Raw genomic sequence first — 17595 nt, forward strand, 5'->3', positions numbered from 1 at the left:
TGCTGAGTCAGCAAATCGCCGTTCTTTTTTATACCCCACTCTCGAAATATGGGTTGTGAACGAGGAGCGAGACGGTCGGGAGATCTTCGCCATCCTCGACGATGACTATGCACGCGCAATTCTCGAAGCGACACGTCGACAACAGCTTTCTGCAAAAGCACTCAGTGAAGAGTGCGGAATGTCTGTCTCGACAGTCTCCAGACGAGTCAACACGCTACTGGAACACGACTTACTCGTCGAACGAACACACATTGATCCGGATGGACACCACTACAGTGAGTACGAAGCACAGCTCGAAGGAGTCGATGTCAAGCTCCTCGAAACGGGGTTCGACGTTCGGGTCGAAATCCGTGAAGACGCGGCCGACCGATTCACGCGCATCTGGGACGAAATGAGGAAACGATAGTATGCACGTCGAACTCGTCATTGCGAAGCTCATCACGATGCTTCTCGGATTCATGATTGCCTATCAGGCCTATCGAGGATACCGACGGAACGGTAGTCAACCGATGTTCTACGTCGCAGTTGGCTTCGTCTTCATCAGCTTCGGTGCAGTCATCGAGGGAATTCTATTCGACGTTATCGGACTCTCGCTCTTCGACGCGGGGACGGTGGCGACGATAATCGTCGCACTCGGAATGTTGAGTGTGCTCTACGCATTGTACGGGAGTGATTATAGGGGGAACCAGGGGTAATCTGATGGTCGATACGGTAACCGCAGTGTTGGTCGGTGTTCGGTTGATTGTGCTCTCACTGGGCGTCATGATCACGTTCTACAGCTATCAAGCGTACAAAAACTCCCGTACGTACTATCTTCGAAATTCTACAATCGGATTCGGTATCATCACCATTGGCGTGTTTATCGAAGGGGTACTCTTCGAATTTGGTGGGTTCGATATCGTCATCGTTCACCTCATCGAGTCAATCGGTATCGGCCTCGGATTCGTGGTTCTACTTATCTCTCTTCGCCGGTAGCCCCGGTCGAATTCGCGGTTCAGTCAGCAACCCACTCCCCCGTTGGCTTCGAGCGAAAATCGGATGAGATCGCCCAGTAGACCGTCTCCACTCAATCGTAGCCAAATACGTCACCGGTGTGTTCTGCGTTCGCATCGTGCTCGTGTTTCGCGTACCACCGGGGCTCAGGCCACTGGAACCCGCCCTCGCGGTAGATGTCGAACACACCTCGCTCGATGTCGTCTCGAATTATCTCTGCGGTCGACTCGTCGATACTCACGAAGTGACAGAGTGGGTGGCCGAGATACGCGACTGCACTCTCCAGGACGCCGACGACGAGACCGGTCGACGGCGCACGAACCACTTCGACGTCCTCCTTGAAGTGGTCAGAGATAGTGAACAGCGGTTCGCCTTCCTCGACGAGAGGATGTGGCCCCCAGTTCATTTCGACGAGCCCAGCGGTTTCTGCGCGTAGCCACCTTTTTTCGCCACCACGGGCGACCACCCGTGTCCATCCGGGCCAGGAAACCGGTTGGTCGGGAAGCACCTCGTGTTCGGCGAGGACGCTCGCGACACAGTGGAGCGCCCGGTCGAGGTGCGCCGTCTGGAATCGATGGGCTCGACCCATCTCGACCGTGACCGTCGGAATACCGTTCCGACAGGCTACCCTTCGGAGCGTCCCGTGTGACCCCTCACCGTCGAGGATGACACTCGTGCCGAACGCTCTGGCGAGTCGTTCGACGTCGGGGTCGCGCATATCGGCGCGGACGTGGTACATCGTTGTGCGGTTCCGCGTCGACGTGTGGAAGTCGAGGCCGAAATCGCACTTCGTGATGAACTCTTCGTAAATCGTGTTCGCGAGCCGTTTGGCCATCGTACTCCGGGGGTCACCGGGGAACGACCGATTGAGGTCCTCGTCGTAGATGGGGACGTAGCGCTGCTGGGCAAGAAAGCCCGGTACGTTCAACACGTGGAGGCAGACGAGTGCCCCACGGAGGTCCTCTGGCTCGTAGTGAGCTGCAACCTCCTGAATGATTTTGACGCCGTTGAGTTCGTCACCGTGGACGGCCGCGGTCAGGAAGACGCACGGCCCTGACGACGTGCCGTTGATGACCGTGACCGGAATTTCGAGCGCGTCGCCGTGATACGTCTCGCTACAGGCGAAGCGGAAGGTTCGCTTCTTTCCCGCATTGATTGTCCGTCCACCAACGGAAATTTGCTGTGTCGTCATCGGCACGTCCTCATGCTGAGAGATCGACTCCCCGGAGTCGGCGGGCGTTGATCGCGACGATGATCGTCGATAGGGACATGAACACGGCACCGATGGCCGGCGACAGCAGAATCCCGATGGGTGCGAGGATTCCCGCAGCGAGGGGCAGTGCGAACACGTTGTAGCCGGTCGCCCAGACGAGGTTCTCCTGCATCTTCCGATAGCTCGCCTTCGAGAGCTTGATGAGACGGACGACATCCAGGGGGTTGTTGTCGACGAGGATGATGTCGCCCGACTCGATGGCCACGTCGGTCCCAGAGCCGATGGCGATTCCCACGTCAGCTCTGGTGAGCGCTGGCGTGTCGTTGACGCCGTCGCCGACCATCGCCACCAGTCTCCCCTCGGACTGGAGCTGTTCGACCTTCGTGTCCTTCTCCTCCGGGAGTACCTCTGCGAAGTACTGGTCGATGCCGAGTTCCTCGGAGACGGCCTTCGCGACGTCTTCGCTGTCGCCGGTCAGCATCGCCACCTCGATGCCCATCCCGTGCAGCGCCTCGATGGCCCGCCGGCTCTCCTCCCGGATGACGTCCGCGAGGGCGAACGCCGCGACGACTTCGGATTCGTTCTGAATGAGGTAGATGACGGTCTGGGCATTCGAACCGGCTGCCTCGGCGAACGAGATGATTTCGTCGGATCTGTCGATACCGAGTTTCTCGATCAGGTTGGGCCCTCCCAGATGAACGGTCACGTTGTCTACAGTGGCTCTGACGCCGAGGCCACGGAGGTTCTCGAAGTCCGAGACGCTGGCTCGCTGGACATCACGTTCGGCGGCGGCGTTCCGGATGGCTCGAGCGATCATGTGTTCGGAATCACCTTCGACGCCCGCAGCGACCTCGAACGCCCGCTGTTCGTCCCAGTCGCCTGCCGTCTCGACGCCGACGACGCCCTGTTCGCCCTTCGTGAGCGTCCCGGTCTTGTCGAACATCACCGTGTCGAGGTTTCGGGCCTCCTCCATGGCGATGCGGTCGCGGATGAGCATCCCATTCTGGGCAGCCGTGGAGGTGTTGATGGCGACCACGAGCGGGACTGCCAGGCCAAGTGCGTGCGGGCAGGCGATGACGAGAACCGTCACGACGCGTTCGAGCACACCGATGTTGAACCCCACCGCGACGACCCACGCGACGGCCGTGATGCCTGCGACGGCGAGCGCGATGTAGAACAGCCAGCCTGCAGCGCGGTCAGCGAGCAACTGCGTGCGAGACTTCGAGGACTGGGCCTCCTCGACGAGGCGCATGATTCCCGCTAGCGCCGTCTCTTCCCCGGTTTTTGTAACACGAACTCGGAGGCTCCCGTCCTGGTTGACCGTGCCCGCGACGACTTCCGACTCGGGTTCCTTGTCCACGGGTCGGGACTCGCCGGTGATCATAGATTCGTCGACCGAGGATTCCCCCTCGACGACCTCGCCGTCTGCAGGTACACTCGCACCCGGGCGGACGAGAACGACGTCGCCTTCGTCGAGTTCGGAGACGGGCACTTCCTCCGTGTCACCGCTCTCGGTGACGCGCTCGGCGGTGTCGGGCATGAGCTTCGCCAGTTCGTCGAGGGCACCGGAGGCCTGCCGGACCGACCGCATCTCCATCCAGTGGCCCAGCAGCATGATGTCGATCAGCGTGACGAGTTCCCAGAAAAACGGCGTCGTCCCCTCGAGGAACAGACTCGCAACCGAGTAGACGAACGCGACGGTGATTGCCAGCGAAATGAGCATCATCATCCCCGGTTCGCGGTTTTGGAGCTCTGTCCGTGCCATCGAGAGGAACGGCACGCCACCGTACGCGAAGATAATCACCGAGAAGACAGGGGTAATCCATACGCTCCCGGGGAACACAGGCGCGGTGTAGCCGAAGACGCTCTGGATGAACTCACTGAAGTAGATGACGGGGACCGAGAGAACGAGCGACACCCAGAACCGCCGACGGAACATCCCCTCGTGGCCCGTGTGGTCCGTGTGTGCGCCGTGCTCCTCGTGTGGTCCCCCTTCGTGGCCGTGCGTACCGTGGTCGTGCGCTGCTTTTCCGTGGTGAGTGTGTTCGGATTCGGCTTGGCGGTGCCCGTCCTCGGTCTCGTGCTCGTGATGGGCGTGTTCGTCTGTGTGCTCGGATTCCGTGGTGGCCTCATCCGCCGCAGTGTGTGCTTCGTGCTCCGGAGAATGGGAATGCTGCTCGGATGACGCGTGGGCTATTGCTCGCAGTTCCGCATCTGCTTCTAACCGACAAATTCGACAACAGTAGACGGATCCTTCGGATTGATTCAAGGGTTGAGACTCCGCGGAGGGGTTTCCGGAGTTCTCGTGGTCTGGATGGTTGCTCATGGCGTGTGTTTTGGTGCCGTCCCTCATTATATTGTCCAGTCCCTGATACTGCGCGGTGCCGTCAGGAGAGTCGGAACCGAAGATGACGTCTCGGACACGAATATCAATTTCGACCATACTATGCGATACAGCGGCCCAGTCTTCGAATCATAACCGTGCAGCAATCGCAAGAGCTGGGCGACGCACGCCCCTGACGTAGTCAATCGCGGAACATTTCGGTCACGGAATCCGGTCGAGTGCCTCTGATATCGAGCGTACCCTGATGGTTCGGAGTCCCTGAACAGTCACCTCCGTCGGTTCGCCCGCCGGAATGATCAGCGCTTGTGCACCGACAGCTCGTGCCGCACGGGCTTTCGTCTCAATCTCCCCAACGGGAAGCAACGCACCCTCGTCGTCGACGACTCCCGTGATGAGCGTCTCCTGTGTGAGCGACTGCCGACGAAGGCTGGCGACGAGGGCGACCGTGAGTCCTGCTTCCCAACTCTTCCCGCGAAGCGCGAGCACGCCGGACGTGGGGGGATCGAACGTGACGTGCGTCGCCGTTTCGCCGAATGAACTGTCGGTGAGACGTGCGGCTGTTGCGATTGCTTCGCGAAGTGCGAGCTGGAGATCGTGACGGACTTCAATCCCATCCAAATTCACAAACAACTCACCTTTCCCGTCGGTGAACTCGAATGTCACTGGAATCACGAGGCCGCTATCGGAGCCGTCGACTGCTGGGAGAGAGTACCGTGTTGTTGCGGGAAGCGTGGCCCCGCCAGCGAGCGTCGCCAGCGACTGAAATCCCGCTTCTCCCCGAGTGAGACCGAATACAGCCCCAGCACCCCCTACGTTCCCCAGACCGAGGCCGACAAGAAACGCCCGGCGTGACAGAACCGTCTCTTCAATCTGGCCGATTACGTCGCCCTCAGTATCAGCCGGTCGAGAAGCGGGAGCGGATTCTTCGGGTGACATAGCAATATGTTGAGTGGTTACGGTTGAGTTCCGTGCTATAATGTAACACGGGTCTCGATAATATAGACTCTTCGCAGAACCGGCTTCGAACGGGTACACCTATTTTGGCCGCTCTCGCACGTATGATACGTCCGTCGTCAGTCATGCCACCACGGTATCGGTCACTGGGCGAGCTCGTTGTCGTGAGNCCTATTTTGGCCGCTCTCGCACGTATGATACGTCCGTCGTCAGTCATGCCACCACGGTATCGGTCACTGGGCGAGCTCGTTGTCGTGAGTAGCGTCGTGACCGGTATCGGTGTGTGGTACGCCTACCAGTTCGAACTCGCCCTGCTCCAGGTAACGACCGTCGCCACGTGGACGCTTCTGATAGGGCTCGTTGAGGAGGCACTCGTCCGGTTCATCCCGCTGATACTCATCTTCTATGGATGGAGCTACTGGCAAGGCCAGCTCCTCTCGAAAACCGAGGGGCTACTCGCGACTGTGGCCTCCGGTCTGACTGTCGCGCTTCTCGAACTCGTACTCAAGCTCGAATATCTGTCGCGTCTGGAGGCGACTGTCCGGTTCGACTCCCTCGTGCTCCCACTAGTGTTCGTCCACCTGCCGTTCGCGTTACTCGCCGGGCGATTCGCGTACGCGCTCGGTGAGCGAATTCACGGAACTGACGACATCGGGCTTCCGACGCTTTCGCGACGAACGCTGGCGACGCTCGTGCTTGGGTACCTTGCTCTTTCGCTCGCCCATGTCGGGTACAATCTGCTCATTTGAGTGCCACTCGGACAGAGGGTAGTATTGGTTTTGCTACGGACTCTCGTCCGTCGGTTTTGGCGACTCGTGGGCTGTCGACTCAATGCGTTGCTTGAAGAAGACGAGTTCCTTGTTGGTGTGGTCGTAGAGCTTGGCCTTTCCGTCGAGAACGGTGGTGAAGAGCCGTTTTAGCAGCCGACCCCGACGGTTGTTCGGGAAGTCCATCCAGACGGCGTGTGACATCCGGGTTCCATCCTCGGTCTCTTCGAGCCGTATTGTACCGCCCTCGGGGATTCGAACTGTAACAAGTCCACGAAGAACCGGATAGTACGCTGTCCCAGTCCAGACCGCCACGTGTGGATAATCGATATACTGGAACCGGCCGTGCAGGTCGGCGTACATCCCAGCGACTTCTTCCGCCTGGTGAAATGTCGTACCCTCCTGTGGGCGATTATTGGGTGTGTCGTACTCAAGTCCGTAGTGTTCCTCGGGATTCGACGCCGTCCAGTGGACGGGGTCGGTCACGTATTCCCAGATCTCCTCGGGCGATGCGTCGATGACGATTTCGGCGTTGTCGGTGACGTACATGGCTTGACTCCTCGATTCAGCGTGCGAAGGCGTTGTACAGCCATGCGAATGCGTACATCAAGACGAAGCTGATCACCGCTGCTTCGACCATGCCCGCCACAGTCCCGACGATGGTCGGTTCGAAGAACAGGTGCCACTGCTCCATCGCTTCGACTGCCCCCTCGTAGACGCCGATGGCTCCGAACACACCGAGCAGGAGCATCGCGATGGTAGAGACGACTGCTGCTGCGGCCGCCAGTGCCAACGAATCGAACTGCATCACGTTGGTCGTGGAGTCCATTTCGTACGCGTCTTGGTTTGTGGTAGTAGTGCTCATGACTAGAGATACGCTTTAGTCCTTCAATGGGTTTTCTCTTACAATTCGAAAAGGAACGAGTCCTTGGTAACACAGAGCAAGAATATCGTGTGGGAAACAGCGGTACAACCCCCACATTTGTGTGGCCGGTCCATCGGAAGACCAAGGAGCAACCACCGACTGGAATCAGTGACACGCAAAAACTGATGAACGCGAACGCAGTCCTCGAACGGTGGACCACATCAGATAGCATGAGTCACCTTTGAATGCAAGATTTACTCCGCCCACTGCCCCGGTTTCTTAAGAACAAATAACAAAACAGATGGCTGCGATAGTCTAGATATGCAAGCCGCCCTCATCGACGGAATTCTCGAGTCGTTGCGGATCGGCGTCGGCTTCCTCTGGACGGCAGCGTGGGCGATCATCATGGGGCTCGTCATCACGAGTCTCGTTCAGGTTTACGTCTCGAAAGAGCGTATGGCCAACGTACTCGGAGAGGGGAATCTGAGTGGCCTTACGAAAGCAACAGTATTCGGCGCGGCAAGTAGTGGTTGTAGCTTCGGCGCGGTCGCCATTGGGAAGGGGCTGTTCAAGAAGGGAGCGCACACGGTGAACTTCTTCGCGTTCATGTTCGCCTCGACGAACCTCATCGTCGAACTCGGCCTGATGATCCTCATCCTCCTCGGGTGGGAGTTTCTGGTCGCCGAACTCCTCGGTGGCGTCATCCTCATCGCCGTCATGGCACTCCTTGTCCATCTGACCCTTCCGGAGAATCTCTTCGGTGAGGTTCGTCAGGAACTGAACCAACACGATCAGGAACACGGCGTCACCGAGGACCCAACCTGCGGAATGGAAGGCAGGGACGAGTTCTCGCTGACGACCGACGGAGGTGAGACGTTGAAGTTCTGTTCGGAAGGGTGTATGGAGACCTACCAGCAGGAAACCGCCAGTAGCGGCGGATGGCGCGACGAACTTCTGTCGTGGGGCGGCTGGTATAAGGTCGGCAACCAGTACCGGAAGGAGTGGTCGATGATATGGAAGGACGTCGTCGCGGGCTTTCTTATCTCGGGATTCGTCATCGTGTTCGTCCCCCAGTGGGTGTGGAACGCGCTCTTCCTCCAGGGCGACGGGCTGCTCGTCAGCGCCGAGAACGCTATCATGGGTGTCGCAATCGCGGTTATCAGCTTCGTTGGCAGCATGGGGAACGTCCCGTTTGCCGTCGCGCTCTGGGGAGGTGGCATCAGCTTCGCTGGCGTCATCGCGTTCGTCTACGCCGACCTCATCACCATCCCCGTCCTGAACGTCTACCGGAAGTACTACGGCTGGAAGGTGATGCTGTACATTCTCGGCGTCTTCTTCGTGACGATGGCGTTCACTGGCTTCCTCATGGAGGAACTGTTCAACGCCCTCGGCATCGTCCCGAACTTGGCAGGCGGCCAAACCGCCTCAGAACAGACGTACTTCGAGTTTAACTACACCTTCTACCTCAACGTAATCGCGTTCGCACTCTCCGGGTTCCTCCTCTACGTCTATCGGCGTGGTCTCTGGGCGCCCGGACAGTTTCGTGACCCAGTTTGTGGAATGCGGACCGAGGATAGCGGTCCAAGTCTCACTCACGATGGTGAGACCTACTACTTCTGCTCGAAGCGGTGCAAACGAGCGTTCGAAAACCAACCATCCGAGTTTTCGCACGTTCAACCAACTGTCGAAGAGGGAGGGCGAGCACAGAGTCACGACCACCACTGAACACCGCCACACACGAAGTGGGTCGAATGAATCCGATTACAGTTCGGTGAACACGTCTCCAACTGTCCCACTCGAAAATTCGTAGATGGTGAACGGTTCCGTCTGCTCACCGGGCATCCCCGGCGAACCAGCCGGCATACCAGGTAACGCGATACCCGAAACCGACTGCTGGTCGAGTGCTGTTGCGATAGCCTCGACGGGGACGTGCCCTTCGACGACGAAGTCGTCGAGAACCAGCGTGTGACAGCTGAGAAGTTCGTCGGGAACGCCATACTGTTGTTTGATACTGTTGACATCGCTCGGGGAACGTTTATCGAGTTCGACATCGAGATACTCCCGTAGGTACGTCGCATACTCTCCACAGCAACTACACCCCGGTGAACTGAATTGTGTTGCCGTCGTCACTCCGAGCACGCCATCGGACGGTGGCTGTTCTCTCTGTGACTCCAGACATCCAGCTGCACTAACAATTGCAGTGCCCCCGAGTATGCTGAGGAACCGTCGTCGGGACCAGTGTGAGGCCATACTGAATACTGGCCACCGAGAAATATATCAACGACTCGTTGTTCTCACGTTTCGAGACAGCCGCATGATGTCGGTTCTAGGGAAGAAACAGGGTAACACCAAGTAGCAACCATCGGCTTCGACGGTGTCCATTTATATGCTTTCGACTTTTGAACCAGAACAACAGTATCCGTTGGTTAGCGGTCCGAAGGCTGCCGAAGAAGCACATCTGTTCCAACTAATGGGATATTTCGCATTCGGATAGGGTGAACTGACGGGCTCAAACTCTTGAGATAGAATCATATTACACCCATACGCCTGTAAGGTCAAAGCCTGATACAATATAACGAGCGAACTCCGTAGTGCAAATCGCGGACGAGACGCCTCACTCATGTCGATTATTGGCTATCCACGTGGGGCAAATTTAAATGGAGTGCCGCTCACCTGACTACCCCAACAACTTCAGTTGTGGGCTATCTACCCGAATGTCTGCAACGTCCTTCTGTAACCTCAATATCCTACAGATGAGAGAGGGCCGGCCTGAGATTCACCACACAGTACGGACCAAAATACGTACGAAGGTGGAAGTCGGATAGAAACTCATGAGAACACACTCACGTCGACGGAGGGGACGGACATGAATCAACGGCAAACAGACACTGTCGTCGGATTCTCCCTCGTTTCTCTCTTGGCAGTGGGAGGGCTACTTAGCTGGCAAGCGTACCAGCAACAGCAATCGTTCGACCAGATGATGGGTTCGATGATGGGGACATCGATGGGGAGTGTCCACGGGACGAGTCCCGTGTGGTACGTGGTCGGAACACTCGTCGTTACGGGCGCACTCGGGGGGATATATCTCAGCCTCCGTCGCTCGCTGGCTGAACCCTCCAGTGAAAGCCAACAAACGGGAGAGAGCCCGGTACCGGAGAACGTAGAGGGGACGAGTTCCTCAAACACTGAACCTCAACCAGAGACGGAGGGAGACAATCCATCTGCCCGTCGAGAATCGGTCCTCGACGTCTTACCGGAAGACGAACGACGGATTCTCGAACCAGTCCTCACGTCACCGGGAATCACGCAGATCGAACTACGAGACCGTTCTGATTTCTCGAAGAGCAAGGTGAGCCAGACAGTGAGCGAACTAGAGAAGCGAGGGTTGCTGTACCGTGAGCGACAGGGTCGGACGTATCGAGTATACCCAAGTGACGACATCCTTCAACGCCCATCGTGACTTATATGTTACCAATTGGCAAGATTCTATGTGACTCGCCCTCGTCTTTCGAGATATGTGCAATCGACACGTCCCACATCTGATCGCCGAATACGAAGCATCGAGACGAGACGATGTCGATGCCGACGAACCCCCCGGCGAAGAGGCACAACCAACTCCAGACTCTACAGCAGTCGAACGAAAGCGTCTGTTCGGTTCACTCGCTGCGCGACTCACTCCCTGATGCACGTTGACGGTGAGTAGTCAACTCAGCAGGGTCTCACTCCCATATAGACGAGTTCGGCGGTGATCGAGTTAGTTCAGAACGGTGGTGTCTCGTCTCCAGTAGAGAATGGGGCGACCGACGTGTTTTGCTGTGCAACCCACGAGAGTCGGAGCACGAAAGAAAACAGGACTGCGAGTGGAGCGAACCCGACAGTCACTGCGACGATTGTCAGTGGGAGTACCCACACGGGTGGTTGCGAGATTGTTCCTATCGACCCGTAGATTGTGAGTACGAGTGCGGTAAGTACCTCTGTTGGAACTCCGACGTAGAGTATCACACGAGAGAGATATGAGAGTTCCTTCTCCATGTAGACGGTGCGGAAATACTTCCGGGCAGTATCGATGTGGAGGAGTTGGTCTTCGAGTCGGCCTAGTATCTCGTGGTGCCTCTCGGAGAGGCCGTCACATTCCGCATTGATTGCGTCGAGTTCGTACAGTTGCTCTGCGTGATTCGTCCCGAGTGTCGCTTCGATAGCGGTGAACATCTCTCCTCTCGTCGTGTCGAGTGACCGAGTCACGTCCTCGACGTCGTCCGAGAGGTCACTGACGAGGGTGTCGACCCGAGTGAGTAGCCGTTCGTTGTTAGACTCAGAGACGGATTTTTGTAGTTCTGCTGCATCGGCGTGAATCGCTTCGTGGAGAAACTGAAGGAACTCCGCTGGTGAGACGGGACTCGGGAACTCTCCAGAACTGCTCTCTACCTCACGGCGGTAGGCCATCGCGTCACGAATCTGCTGATGAAGGTCACCCGGCGCACCGAGTTCTCTGGAGAGGACGAGTTGGTTAATCGAGATGACCACGGTGATGAGTGTGAGATTCCCACCGAGAATCGCACTGAAGAGGAAGTACAACGAACTCGCCGGTGCTCGAGGTACCAATCCAAGAGATGCGACTGTGGTCAGTGTGACGAGAACCACGGAGAGGAGCACGCCGGTTACAGTGAGTCGATTCCCATCGACTAGTAGCCACCGGCGTACCCGTGAGCTCACTGAGTTCTGGAGAGTGTTTCCTGCCATGATATCTGAGTGGACCTTAATCAGTGGCTTGCCCCCGTGATTTCTGTTGCCTCTCACCCATTTCAGCCGGGTTCTTCATCCCTTCTTTGACGCCGAAGTAGACGAGCGTCGCGTTCACGGGGAAGGCAAAGACAAAGCCAACCGACAGTGAGAACGCCAGTGCCCCCCAGAACAGCAGGTCGGTGATGTGAGCTTGACTGGCGATCAGTAGGTCGGTACCGATGGCCGTAACCTCCATGATGGTGATACTGGGCGTTTCACTGTAGAGCGCGTCAAGCATCGCTTCACGGAAGCCGACGCCCTCCTGCATGAGCGGACCGACAGTGAGTGCGTACCCAAAGGTGTACGCGAGTGCGAACGTCCCCGCGGTGACAGCGAGTGTACTCTGCAGTGCGAGGATACCAGCGAGGAGTGCAAACCCGGTGACTTCGCCCGCACCACAGCCCGAGTAACAGTGGGCTGTCGACCGGAACCCTCGCCGCCAGAGCGAGTCGTTGCTGATCTGGGTCCGTCCGGAGTACCAGTAAACTGCGAGGCCGAAGGGTCCGGAGTACAGCACGACCAGTGCCCAGACGCCTTTCATCATCGATGGGAGTTCCTGATTTCGCGTGCGGATGTCCCACAGGAGAGTTCCCGTGGACAAGACGACGAGGAACGCCCAGACGCCCATTACGACGGGGTCGGACAGGAGCGGCTTCATCACGTGGCGAACCGGCGCGAGCGTGTGTTCGATCTGTTTGAGGAATGGTTGGAGTGGCATTCGTGACGACGTGGTGTGACAACGGTGGCATCGGTTTCTGCACTACTCGTCGATACACGGAGACGAATTTCGACACTACAAGTTTGGGGCTGCACCGTTAATGGGATTGTGGCTGATATTCCAAACCTCGGCGGGGCCACACAGACCATCGGCCTTCGACTGGGGGAGAGTACCGAGCGTCCCGAATTCGCAGGCGATGAACGATACTGTGGAAAAGAAACGGTTAGCGCGCCCTATAGACGGTCTCGAACGGTCTCCTGTTCCAGTTCATACCCATCCTGATAACTCCCGGGTCATCCTACGAGTAACTGAGGAGAACAACAATGACTACCTTCAAAATCGGACGCGTGCTGCTCGTGGCACTCGCAATCGTCGGACTTGCATTCGCCGCACCCGCAGTTAGCGCACACGGAAACGATACAGTCGCTACGGACGCACCACCATACAACGGCACTGCGACCGAATGGACCGCGTGGATGGAATCGCAGATGAACGACCACATGGGTCCAGGCGCCTCTGAATGGATGGAGTCGCACATGGGCGTGACCATTGAGGAGATGGGTGAGGACATGGCCGACGACGGACGAATGGGCGGATACGGCCCGATGCGTGGATACGGGAGGATGGGTGGCGCAGGTCATTGCTAAGCACCACTCGACTCACGACGGCGCATGAATAGTTGGGGCTGTTCCAGCCCACGCACGGTGATAAACTCACCGCTGAATTGCTCAACCAGCAATGCGACATCCCCAGATTTATCCGTCGCAGTAGTAGAGTATATTGTAGATCAGTCCCAAAACTAAGACCAACACTGGTAGTCGAGTAGAGTACCAGATGATGGTCGTAGATACCCCTCTAGACAAACCCATGACGTACACTATCACCACAACGATTGAAGCACCGTTCGACGACGTCCTCGACGCAGTCACAGCCGAATTACAGAGCGAAGGCTTCGGTATCCTTGCCGACATCGACGTGCAGGCGACATTCGAAAAGAAACTTGACGTTGAAACCGAGAAGTACCGGATACTCGGTGCCTGTAACCCTCCGCTCGCACACGAAGGAATCACAGAAGAACCAGACCTGGGTGCTCTACTCCCCTGTAACGTCGTTGTCTACGAGACCAAAGACGGGGACGTCGTCGTAAGCGCTATCGACCCCGAACAACTCGTTGGTATCACTGAAAATCCGAACCTGAACCACATCGGGACTGAAGTCAAAAGTCGCTTTGAGGATGTCGTCAACGCCGTTGAGGAGCAATTCGCCACAGGTGGTGGAGACTAATGGCCGCGGAAAGTCGCATGAGTACGACGACCATCGTCCTCCTCGTCATCGCAGCACTCGTCGCGATACCGCTACTGACGATGGGAGGCGGAATGATGGGCGGAGGCTTCGGAATGTTCGGCGGAGGGATGTTCCTATGGCCCCTCCTCCTCATCGGCCTCGGTCTACTCGTGTACTATGCGGTAAGCGACCGTAACGAGTCGGCGTCATCTGACGAGGCACTAGAAACGCTCCGCAAACGGTACGCTCGTGGAGAACTCTCAGACGAGGAATTTGAGGAGCGGAAACGGACGCTCGAATCAGAGCACCCCTGAGAGAACACGCCGAGTACGACACGAAATACGAACGATACCAACCCCTCTTTTGAATCGAAAGATGGGACCCTTCCAAGCATTGGATATCGAATAGAAATTCGGATAACTAACAATACCGTATACACACAGATGACCAAAGTGCTCCTCTTTACCCAAAAGACGTGCAGCGCGTGTGCCACACAGAAAGAAAAGACCGAGGGCATCGAAGACGAGTTCCCTGACGTCGAATTTCGGGAAGTCGATATCCAGCGAGACCTCGATATAGCTGAAGAATACGGTGTCCAAAAAACACCGACAACGCTCATCTATTCAGACGGTGAGCAAGTAGCTGAGTTCATTGGTATCGTCGAGCGGGACGAACTCGAAGGTACAATTCGAACGGTAAAGAACGAGCAGTCGAGCCTCACTCAGCGACTCGTTGAGTTCGTTCGCGGGTAACCCATTGCAGTCATCAAACACATCATGAAAACTACGAGAAGGCAGTTCCTGGGACTGCTCGGCACTGGTGGCATCGCAACTGCAGGACTCTCACAGACAGCAGCAGCACAGCAGACGCCCGTCGTGAAGATGGAAAACAACTACTTCGACCCGATTGGGTTGTACATCGACCCCGGGACGACTGTCCGGTTCGAAATTGCGGCCGGCGCCCACTCAACGACGACCTACGACGGACGCATTCCGTCTGGGGGAAGTCCATTCGACAGCGGTGTCATCTCAGAGGGGAGTTACGAATACACATTCGAGACGACGGGGACGTACGATTACTACTGTATCCCACACAAATCGCTTGGCATGGTTGGCAGAATCGTCGTCGGTCAACCGGCTGGGCCAGCCGAAGAAACACCGATTCCAGACGGAACCGTCCCCGATAGTGAGGTGATTGTCCAACAGGGAAGCGTCCCATATGAGTCAAATTCAGATTCAGGTGGGTATTCGAGAGGTGGAATGATGGGATCTGGAATGGGTCCAGGAATGATGAGCGGTCGTCGTAGTGGGTGGTTTGTCAATCTCCCACTCGCTGGAGGTGCACTTGGTGTTCTGGGGGTTGTTGGTGGAGCACTCTATTGGGCACTCAACCGGACAGGAACTGCTCGAGAATCAGATGATTCAGCCATGGATGTTCTTCGAAGCAGATACGCACAAGGAGATATCGACGAAGATGAGTTCCAGCGTCGTCAACAACGGCTAGCAAACGACCGGGAAGAGTGAACAACCGAATTTTCCGCGGGTATAACGTTTTCAGCGATCCCGAATGACCATGATTTTAACTCGGTTTACCCCGTCGAAGTTACGAAGTCGGTAGGTCAGTTCCCGGACCCGCTCGCCGGTTCCCTGACAGAACAGGGACTCAAGACACCAATCTCCTTGGTGTGTATGGCTCGTGTTGAGAATCACGTCTTGATAGTCGTGCTGGACACTGTGGAGTTCCCCGATCACCTCGTGGTGACGGTAGTCGAAGGCGACGAGTGCGATGACGTCCTCGTTGAGGTCTTCGAGTCGTGAATGGGACTCGATATACTCCTGCATCGCTTCACGCACTGCTCGTGACCGATTGTCCAGTCCTTCGTCTTGCCAGACCTGGTCGAACTCTTCGAGGATCGCATCGGGAATATTGAAGCTCGTTCGCATCAGATTCTGTTTGGGTTGCTCGTACAAGAGTTTCGAGTATGACGTTTCCCAGAGTCGACAATATCGCCCGTCATCGCTCGATTGGCGTTTCCCAGAATAAGAGTCCGATTGCGCCGACAACGAGCACGACACCGGCCACAGCGAGTGCGAACAATGGTGAGACGGCGTCGGAGATGATGCCACTCCCGAGTTGGAACGGGACGACCGCGAGTCCGCTGACCATCGCCATCGCGCTGAGGACGGTCGCACGCCCCATCGTCTCGATACGGTCGTTGATATACTGCCCAGCGAACGACCGCGTCACGTCCGAAAGCCCGCGGACCAGCAGGAACGTTGGAAGCGCGAGTACTGGAACGAAATACATCCCTATCAATGCGCCACCAACGACGAAAGGCAACCAAAGGAACCACGTCCGAAGCCCGAGACGCGCTCGAATCGCACCAGTATAGTAGCTCAGCCCAGCGCCGAAGAGACTGTACGCCGCGTAGAACCATCCGAGCAGTGATTTCACCTGCGGCTGGGAGACACCGAAGTCGAGGACGACTGTCTCGAAGATCGGTTGGAGAAACACGAACACGAGGTACGTCACCGCTGCATAGAGAACGTAGTAATACAGCACGAACGACCGGATGTTTCGTTGTGCAACCGTCCGCCGGACGATAGAGAGTGTGCGACGAAAGCTCAATTTGGTGGTGTCGGTTCGTTCGTACGTCTCGGGTTCATCTATCGTCAGGAGAACGAACACACCGATTGCCGTGACTGCGGCCGCGACGAACCACGGATACGACAGGTCGACACTTCCGAGGTAGCCACCGATGATTGCTGCCCCTGCACCGACGGCAAGTGCGACGGATTCTCCACGGCCACGGACGTGTGCGAACTCGTCTTCGGAGAGGTCGTCGGTGAGGGTATCGTACAGCCACGCGTCTTCACTTCCCGAGCGGAAGTTGTAGCCCATCGACCAACAAACGTACAGAGCCGCGAGGGCCAAGAACGAACTGGATAGCCCGATTCCGAGTAGTGTGAGCGAGATGAGTGCAGTTCCAGTAAGGAGGCTGTTACGACGACCGACACGGTCACCGATATAGCCCGTTGGAATCTCGCCAAACAGTGTAGTCAGATTGTATATCGCTTCGAGAATGGCGATTTGCGTGAAGTTGAGTCCCTGTGCGAGAAAGAAGAGGTACATTATCGGGCGGTAAAACTCGACGGCTTTGGTCGATTTGTAAAGATAATATTTCAAAACACTCGGCGGAGGAAAATCAGAGGAATCCCAGAGGGGAACGACCATGTTGGCGATGGATTCTCCGGGGAAATGATTGTTGTGTTATGATTAACCTGGGATTTCGTAATACGACTGTGCCGAACGATTAGCGATTTGGATGATACTGTTCGGTCTCTTAGAGTGACGTTTCTTACCTCCGAAGCTCCGTGTGACCGGAAGCGGGCCAAGCTGACTGGCGATCGGTTTGGTTTCGGTCCGTCCGCCCTTTGTGGTCAATCCGTCGGTAAGCCGTGACGTCGTTGGGGATTCCGTCGAAATATGAGTCCCACGAGACCAAACTCTGAGGCACTCAGCCTGCTCGTCTGTAGACATCTCGTTCAGAACCACCACAGCACATCTCAGAATAACCGCTGCTATNCGAGACCAAACTCTGAGGCACTCAGCCTGCTCGTCTGTAGACATCTCGTTCAGAACCACCACAGCACATCTCAGAATAACCGCTGCTAT

The 17595-nt window shown here is 56.8% G+C and carries 21 protein-coding genes; 11 read left to right on the plus strand and 10 right to left on the minus strand.

The window, feature by feature from the left end; translation table 11 throughout:
• The first annotated feature begins 55 nt into the window (after window positions 1-55).
• The 3 genes from C457_RS10530 to C457_RS10540 are packed head-to-tail and all read left to right on the plus strand — an operon-like array spanning window position 56 to window position 975.
• Entirely contained in the window at window positions 56-406 is a 351-nt protein-coding gene (locus C457_RS10530) for a helix-turn-helix domain-containing protein (protein ID WP_008094416.1), read from the plus strand.
• A 1-nt stretch (window position 407) separates the two neighbouring features.
• Complete coding sequence (locus C457_RS10535) at window positions 408-695, plus strand: DUF7521 family protein (protein ID WP_008094417.1); 288 nt, start codon at window positions 408-410, stop codon at window positions 693-695.
• A gap of 4 nt (window positions 696-699) precedes the next feature.
• The gene (locus C457_RS10540) at window positions 700-975 is read left to right on the plus strand and encodes a DUF7521 family protein (RefSeq protein ID WP_008094419.1); all 276 of its coding nucleotides are present in this window, start codon (window positions 700-702) and stop codon (window positions 973-975) included.
• 91 nt (window positions 976-1066) lie between these two features.
• Here C457_RS10540 and C457_RS10545 read toward each other — a convergent pair whose 3' ends face one another.
• From C457_RS10545 to C457_RS20030, 3 genes are all read right to left on the minus strand, one after another.
• The gene (locus C457_RS10545) at window positions 1067-2185 is read right to left on the minus strand and encodes a succinylglutamate desuccinylase/aspartoacylase family protein (RefSeq protein ID WP_008094420.1); all 1119 of its coding nucleotides are present in this window, start codon (window positions 2183-2185) and stop codon (window positions 1067-1069) included.
• A 10-nt stretch (window positions 2186-2195) separates the two neighbouring features.
• Entirely contained in the window at window positions 2196-4145 is a 1950-nt protein-coding gene (locus C457_RS10550) for a copper-translocating P-type ATPase (protein WP_008094423.1), read from the minus strand.
• A gap of 606 nt (window positions 4146-4751) precedes the next feature.
• Window positions 4752-5486 (minus strand): S16 family serine protease, encoded by a 735-nt coding sequence (locus tag C457_RS20030; protein WP_152419990.1) that lies wholly within the window; start codon window positions 5484-5486, stop codon window positions 4752-4754.
• Window positions 5487-5758: 272 nt separating this feature from the next.
• Here C457_RS20030 and C457_RS10560 point away from each other — a divergent pair, with 272 nt between their 5' ends.
• Window positions 5759-6253: a hypothetical protein gene (locus tag C457_RS10560; protein WP_239640744.1), complete on the plus strand. Its 495-nt coding sequence runs from the start codon at window positions 5759-5761 to the stop codon at window positions 6251-6253.
• 33 nt (window positions 6254-6286) lie between these two features.
• On the opposite strand, the gene C457_RS10565 is transcribed toward C457_RS10560, so the two are convergent.
• Both C457_RS10565 and C457_RS20900 read right to left on the minus strand, forming a co-directional pair.
• Complete coding sequence (locus C457_RS10565; RefSeq protein WP_008094430.1) at window positions 6287-6820, minus strand: SRPBCC family protein; 534 nt, start codon at window positions 6818-6820, stop codon at window positions 6287-6289.
• A gap of 16 nt (window positions 6821-6836) precedes the next feature.
• A complete protein-coding gene (locus C457_RS20900; RefSeq protein WP_008094436.1) occupies window positions 6837-7136 on the minus strand; it encodes a hypothetical protein in 300 nt (99 codons plus the stop codon).
• Window positions 7137-7457: 321 nt separating this feature from the next.
• On the opposite strand from C457_RS20900, the gene C457_RS10575 reads away from it, so the two are divergent.
• Window positions 7458-8861: a permease gene (locus C457_RS10575; protein WP_008094437.1), complete on the plus strand. Its 1404-nt coding sequence runs from the start codon at window positions 7458-7460 to the stop codon at window positions 8859-8861.
• A gap of 36 nt (window positions 8862-8897) precedes the next feature.
• Here C457_RS10575 and C457_RS10580 read toward each other — a convergent pair whose 3' ends face one another.
• The gene (locus C457_RS10580) at window positions 8898-9386 is read right to left on the minus strand and encodes a DUF411 domain-containing protein (protein ID WP_083864280.1); all 489 of its coding nucleotides are present in this window, start codon (window positions 9384-9386) and stop codon (window positions 8898-8900) included.
• Between the two features lie 616 nt (window positions 9387-10002).
• Here C457_RS10580 and C457_RS19555 point away from each other — a divergent pair.
• On the plus strand, window positions 10003-10596 hold the full coding sequence (locus C457_RS19555; protein ID WP_008094441.1) for a helix-turn-helix transcriptional regulator: 594 nt from the start codon (window positions 10003-10005) through the stop codon (window positions 10594-10596).
• A gap of 299 nt (window positions 10597-10895) precedes the next feature.
• On the opposite strand, the gene C457_RS10585 is transcribed toward C457_RS19555, so the two are convergent.
• Both C457_RS10585 and C457_RS10590 read right to left on the minus strand, forming a co-directional pair.
• Window positions 10896-11876, minus strand: coding sequence for a hypothetical protein (locus C457_RS10585; protein WP_049913509.1), 981 nt, complete (start codon window positions 11874-11876; stop codon window positions 10896-10898).
• Between the two features lie 16 nt (window positions 11877-11892).
• The gene (locus tag C457_RS10590; protein WP_008094445.1) at window positions 11893-12636 is read right to left on the minus strand and encodes a DUF4396 domain-containing protein; all 744 of its coding nucleotides are present in this window, start codon (window positions 12634-12636) and stop codon (window positions 11893-11895) included.
• Window positions 12637-12959: 323 nt separating this feature from the next.
• Between C457_RS10590 and C457_RS10595 the strand changes: the two genes are divergently transcribed.
• The 5 genes from C457_RS10595 (at window position 12960) to C457_RS19560 (ending at window position 15443) form a co-directional block, all read left to right on the plus strand.
• Entirely contained in the window at window positions 12960-13283 is a 324-nt protein-coding gene (locus C457_RS10595; protein WP_049913510.1) for a hypothetical protein, read from the plus strand.
• Window positions 13284-13503: 220 nt separating this feature from the next.
• Window positions 13504-13920 carry a DUF302 domain-containing protein gene (locus C457_RS10600; RefSeq protein ID WP_049913511.1) on the plus strand — a complete coding sequence of 139 codons (417 nt, stop codon included), beginning with the start codon at window positions 13504-13506 and terminating at the stop codon, window positions 13918-13920.
• Window positions 13921-13937: 17 nt separating this feature from the next.
• Window positions 13938-14234 carry an SHOCT domain-containing protein gene (locus C457_RS10605; RefSeq protein ID WP_049913522.1) on the plus strand — a complete coding sequence of 99 codons (297 nt, stop codon included), beginning with the start codon at window positions 13938-13940 and terminating at the stop codon, window positions 14232-14234.
• Window positions 14235-14363: 129 nt separating this feature from the next.
• Window positions 14364-14672: a thioredoxin family protein gene (locus C457_RS10610; RefSeq protein WP_008094450.1), complete on the plus strand. Its 309-nt coding sequence runs from the start codon at window positions 14364-14366 to the stop codon at window positions 14670-14672.
• A 24-nt stretch (window positions 14673-14696) separates the two neighbouring features.
• The gene (locus C457_RS19560; protein WP_008094451.1) at window positions 14697-15443 is read left to right on the plus strand and encodes a plastocyanin/azurin family copper-binding protein; all 747 of its coding nucleotides are present in this window, start codon (window positions 14697-14699) and stop codon (window positions 15441-15443) included.
• 30 nt (window positions 15444-15473) lie between these two features.
• On the opposite strand, the gene C457_RS10620 is transcribed toward C457_RS19560, so the two are convergent.
• Together C457_RS10620 and C457_RS10625 are read right to left on the minus strand one after the other, a co-directional pair.
• Complete coding sequence (locus C457_RS10620; RefSeq protein WP_008094453.1) at window positions 15474-15863, minus strand: CopG family ribbon-helix-helix protein; 390 nt, start codon at window positions 15861-15863, stop codon at window positions 15474-15476.
• Between the two features lie 70 nt (window positions 15864-15933).
• A complete protein-coding gene (locus C457_RS10625; RefSeq protein ID WP_008094455.1) occupies window positions 15934-17052 on the minus strand; it encodes an MFS transporter in 1119 nt (372 codons plus the stop codon).
• Window positions 17053-17595 lie beyond the last annotated feature (543 nt).

Origin of the sequence: Haloferax prahovense DSM 18310 (assembly GCF_000336815.1) — an archaeon.
Taxonomy (GTDB): Archaea; Halobacteriota; Halobacteria; order Halobacteriales; family Haloferacaceae; genus Haloferax; species Haloferax prahovense.

Excerpts from the sequence above, each read along its gene's own strand:
- C457_RS10535 (WP_008094417.1), top strand. The coding sequence starts at position 408 with ATGCACGTCGAACTCGTCATTGCGAAGCTCATCACGATGCTTCTCGGA.
- C457_RS10540 (WP_008094419.1), top strand. The coding sequence starts at position 700 with ATGGTCGATACGGTAACCGCAGTGTTGGTCGGTGTTCGGTTGATTGTG.
- C457_RS10545 (WP_008094420.1), bottom strand. The coding sequence starts at position 2,185 with ATGACGACACAGCAAATTTCCGTTGGTGGACGGACAATCAATGCGGGA.
- C457_RS10550 (WP_008094423.1), bottom strand. The coding sequence starts at position 4,145 with ATGTTCCGTCGGCGGTTCTGGGTGTCGCTCGTTCTCTCGGTCCCCGTC.
- C457_RS20030 (WP_152419990.1), bottom strand. The coding sequence starts at position 5,486 with ATGTCACCCGAAGAATCCGCTCCCGCTTCTCGACCGGCTGATACTGAG.
- C457_RS10565 (WP_008094430.1), bottom strand. The coding sequence starts at position 6,820 with ATGTACGTCACCGACAACGCCGAAATCGTCATCGACGCATCGCCCGAG.
- C457_RS20900 (WP_008094436.1), bottom strand. The coding sequence starts at position 7,136 with ATGAGCACTACTACCACAAACCAAGACGCGTACGAAATGGACTCCACG.
- C457_RS10575 (WP_008094437.1), top strand. The coding sequence starts at position 7,458 with ATGCAAGCCGCCCTCATCGACGGAATTCTCGAGTCGTTGCGGATCGGC.
- C457_RS10580 (WP_083864280.1), bottom strand. The coding sequence starts at position 9,386 with ATGGCCTCACACTGGTCCCGACGACGGTTCCTCAGCATACTCGGGGGC.
- C457_RS19555 (WP_008094441.1), top strand. The coding sequence starts at position 10,003 with ATGAATCAACGGCAAACAGACACTGTCGTCGGATTCTCCCTCGTTTCT.
- C457_RS10585 (WP_049913509.1), bottom strand. The coding sequence starts at position 11,876 with ATGGCAGGAAACACTCTCCAGAACTCAGTGAGCTCACGGGTACGCCGG.
- C457_RS10590 (WP_008094445.1), bottom strand. The coding sequence starts at position 12,636 with ATGCCACTCCAACCATTCCTCAAACAGATCGAACACACGCTCGCGCCG.
- C457_RS10595 (WP_049913510.1), top strand. The coding sequence starts at position 12,960 with ATGACTACCTTCAAAATCGGACGCGTGCTGCTCGTGGCACTCGCAATC.
- C457_RS10600 (WP_049913511.1), top strand. The coding sequence starts at position 13,504 with ATGACGTACACTATCACCACAACGATTGAAGCACCGTTCGACGACGTC.
- C457_RS10605 (WP_049913522.1), top strand. The coding sequence starts at position 13,938 with ATGAGTACGACGACCATCGTCCTCCTCGTCATCGCAGCACTCGTCGCG.
- C457_RS10610 (WP_008094450.1), top strand. The coding sequence starts at position 14,364 with ATGACCAAAGTGCTCCTCTTTACCCAAAAGACGTGCAGCGCGTGTGCC.
- C457_RS19560 (WP_008094451.1), top strand. The coding sequence starts at position 14,697 with ATGAAAACTACGAGAAGGCAGTTCCTGGGACTGCTCGGCACTGGTGGC.
- C457_RS10620 (WP_008094453.1), bottom strand. The coding sequence starts at position 15,863 with ATGCGAACGAGCTTCAATATTCCCGATGCGATCCTCGAAGAGTTCGAC.
- C457_RS10625 (WP_008094455.1), bottom strand. The coding sequence starts at position 17,052 with ATGTACCTCTTCTTTCTCGCACAGGGACTCAACTTCACGCAAATCGCC.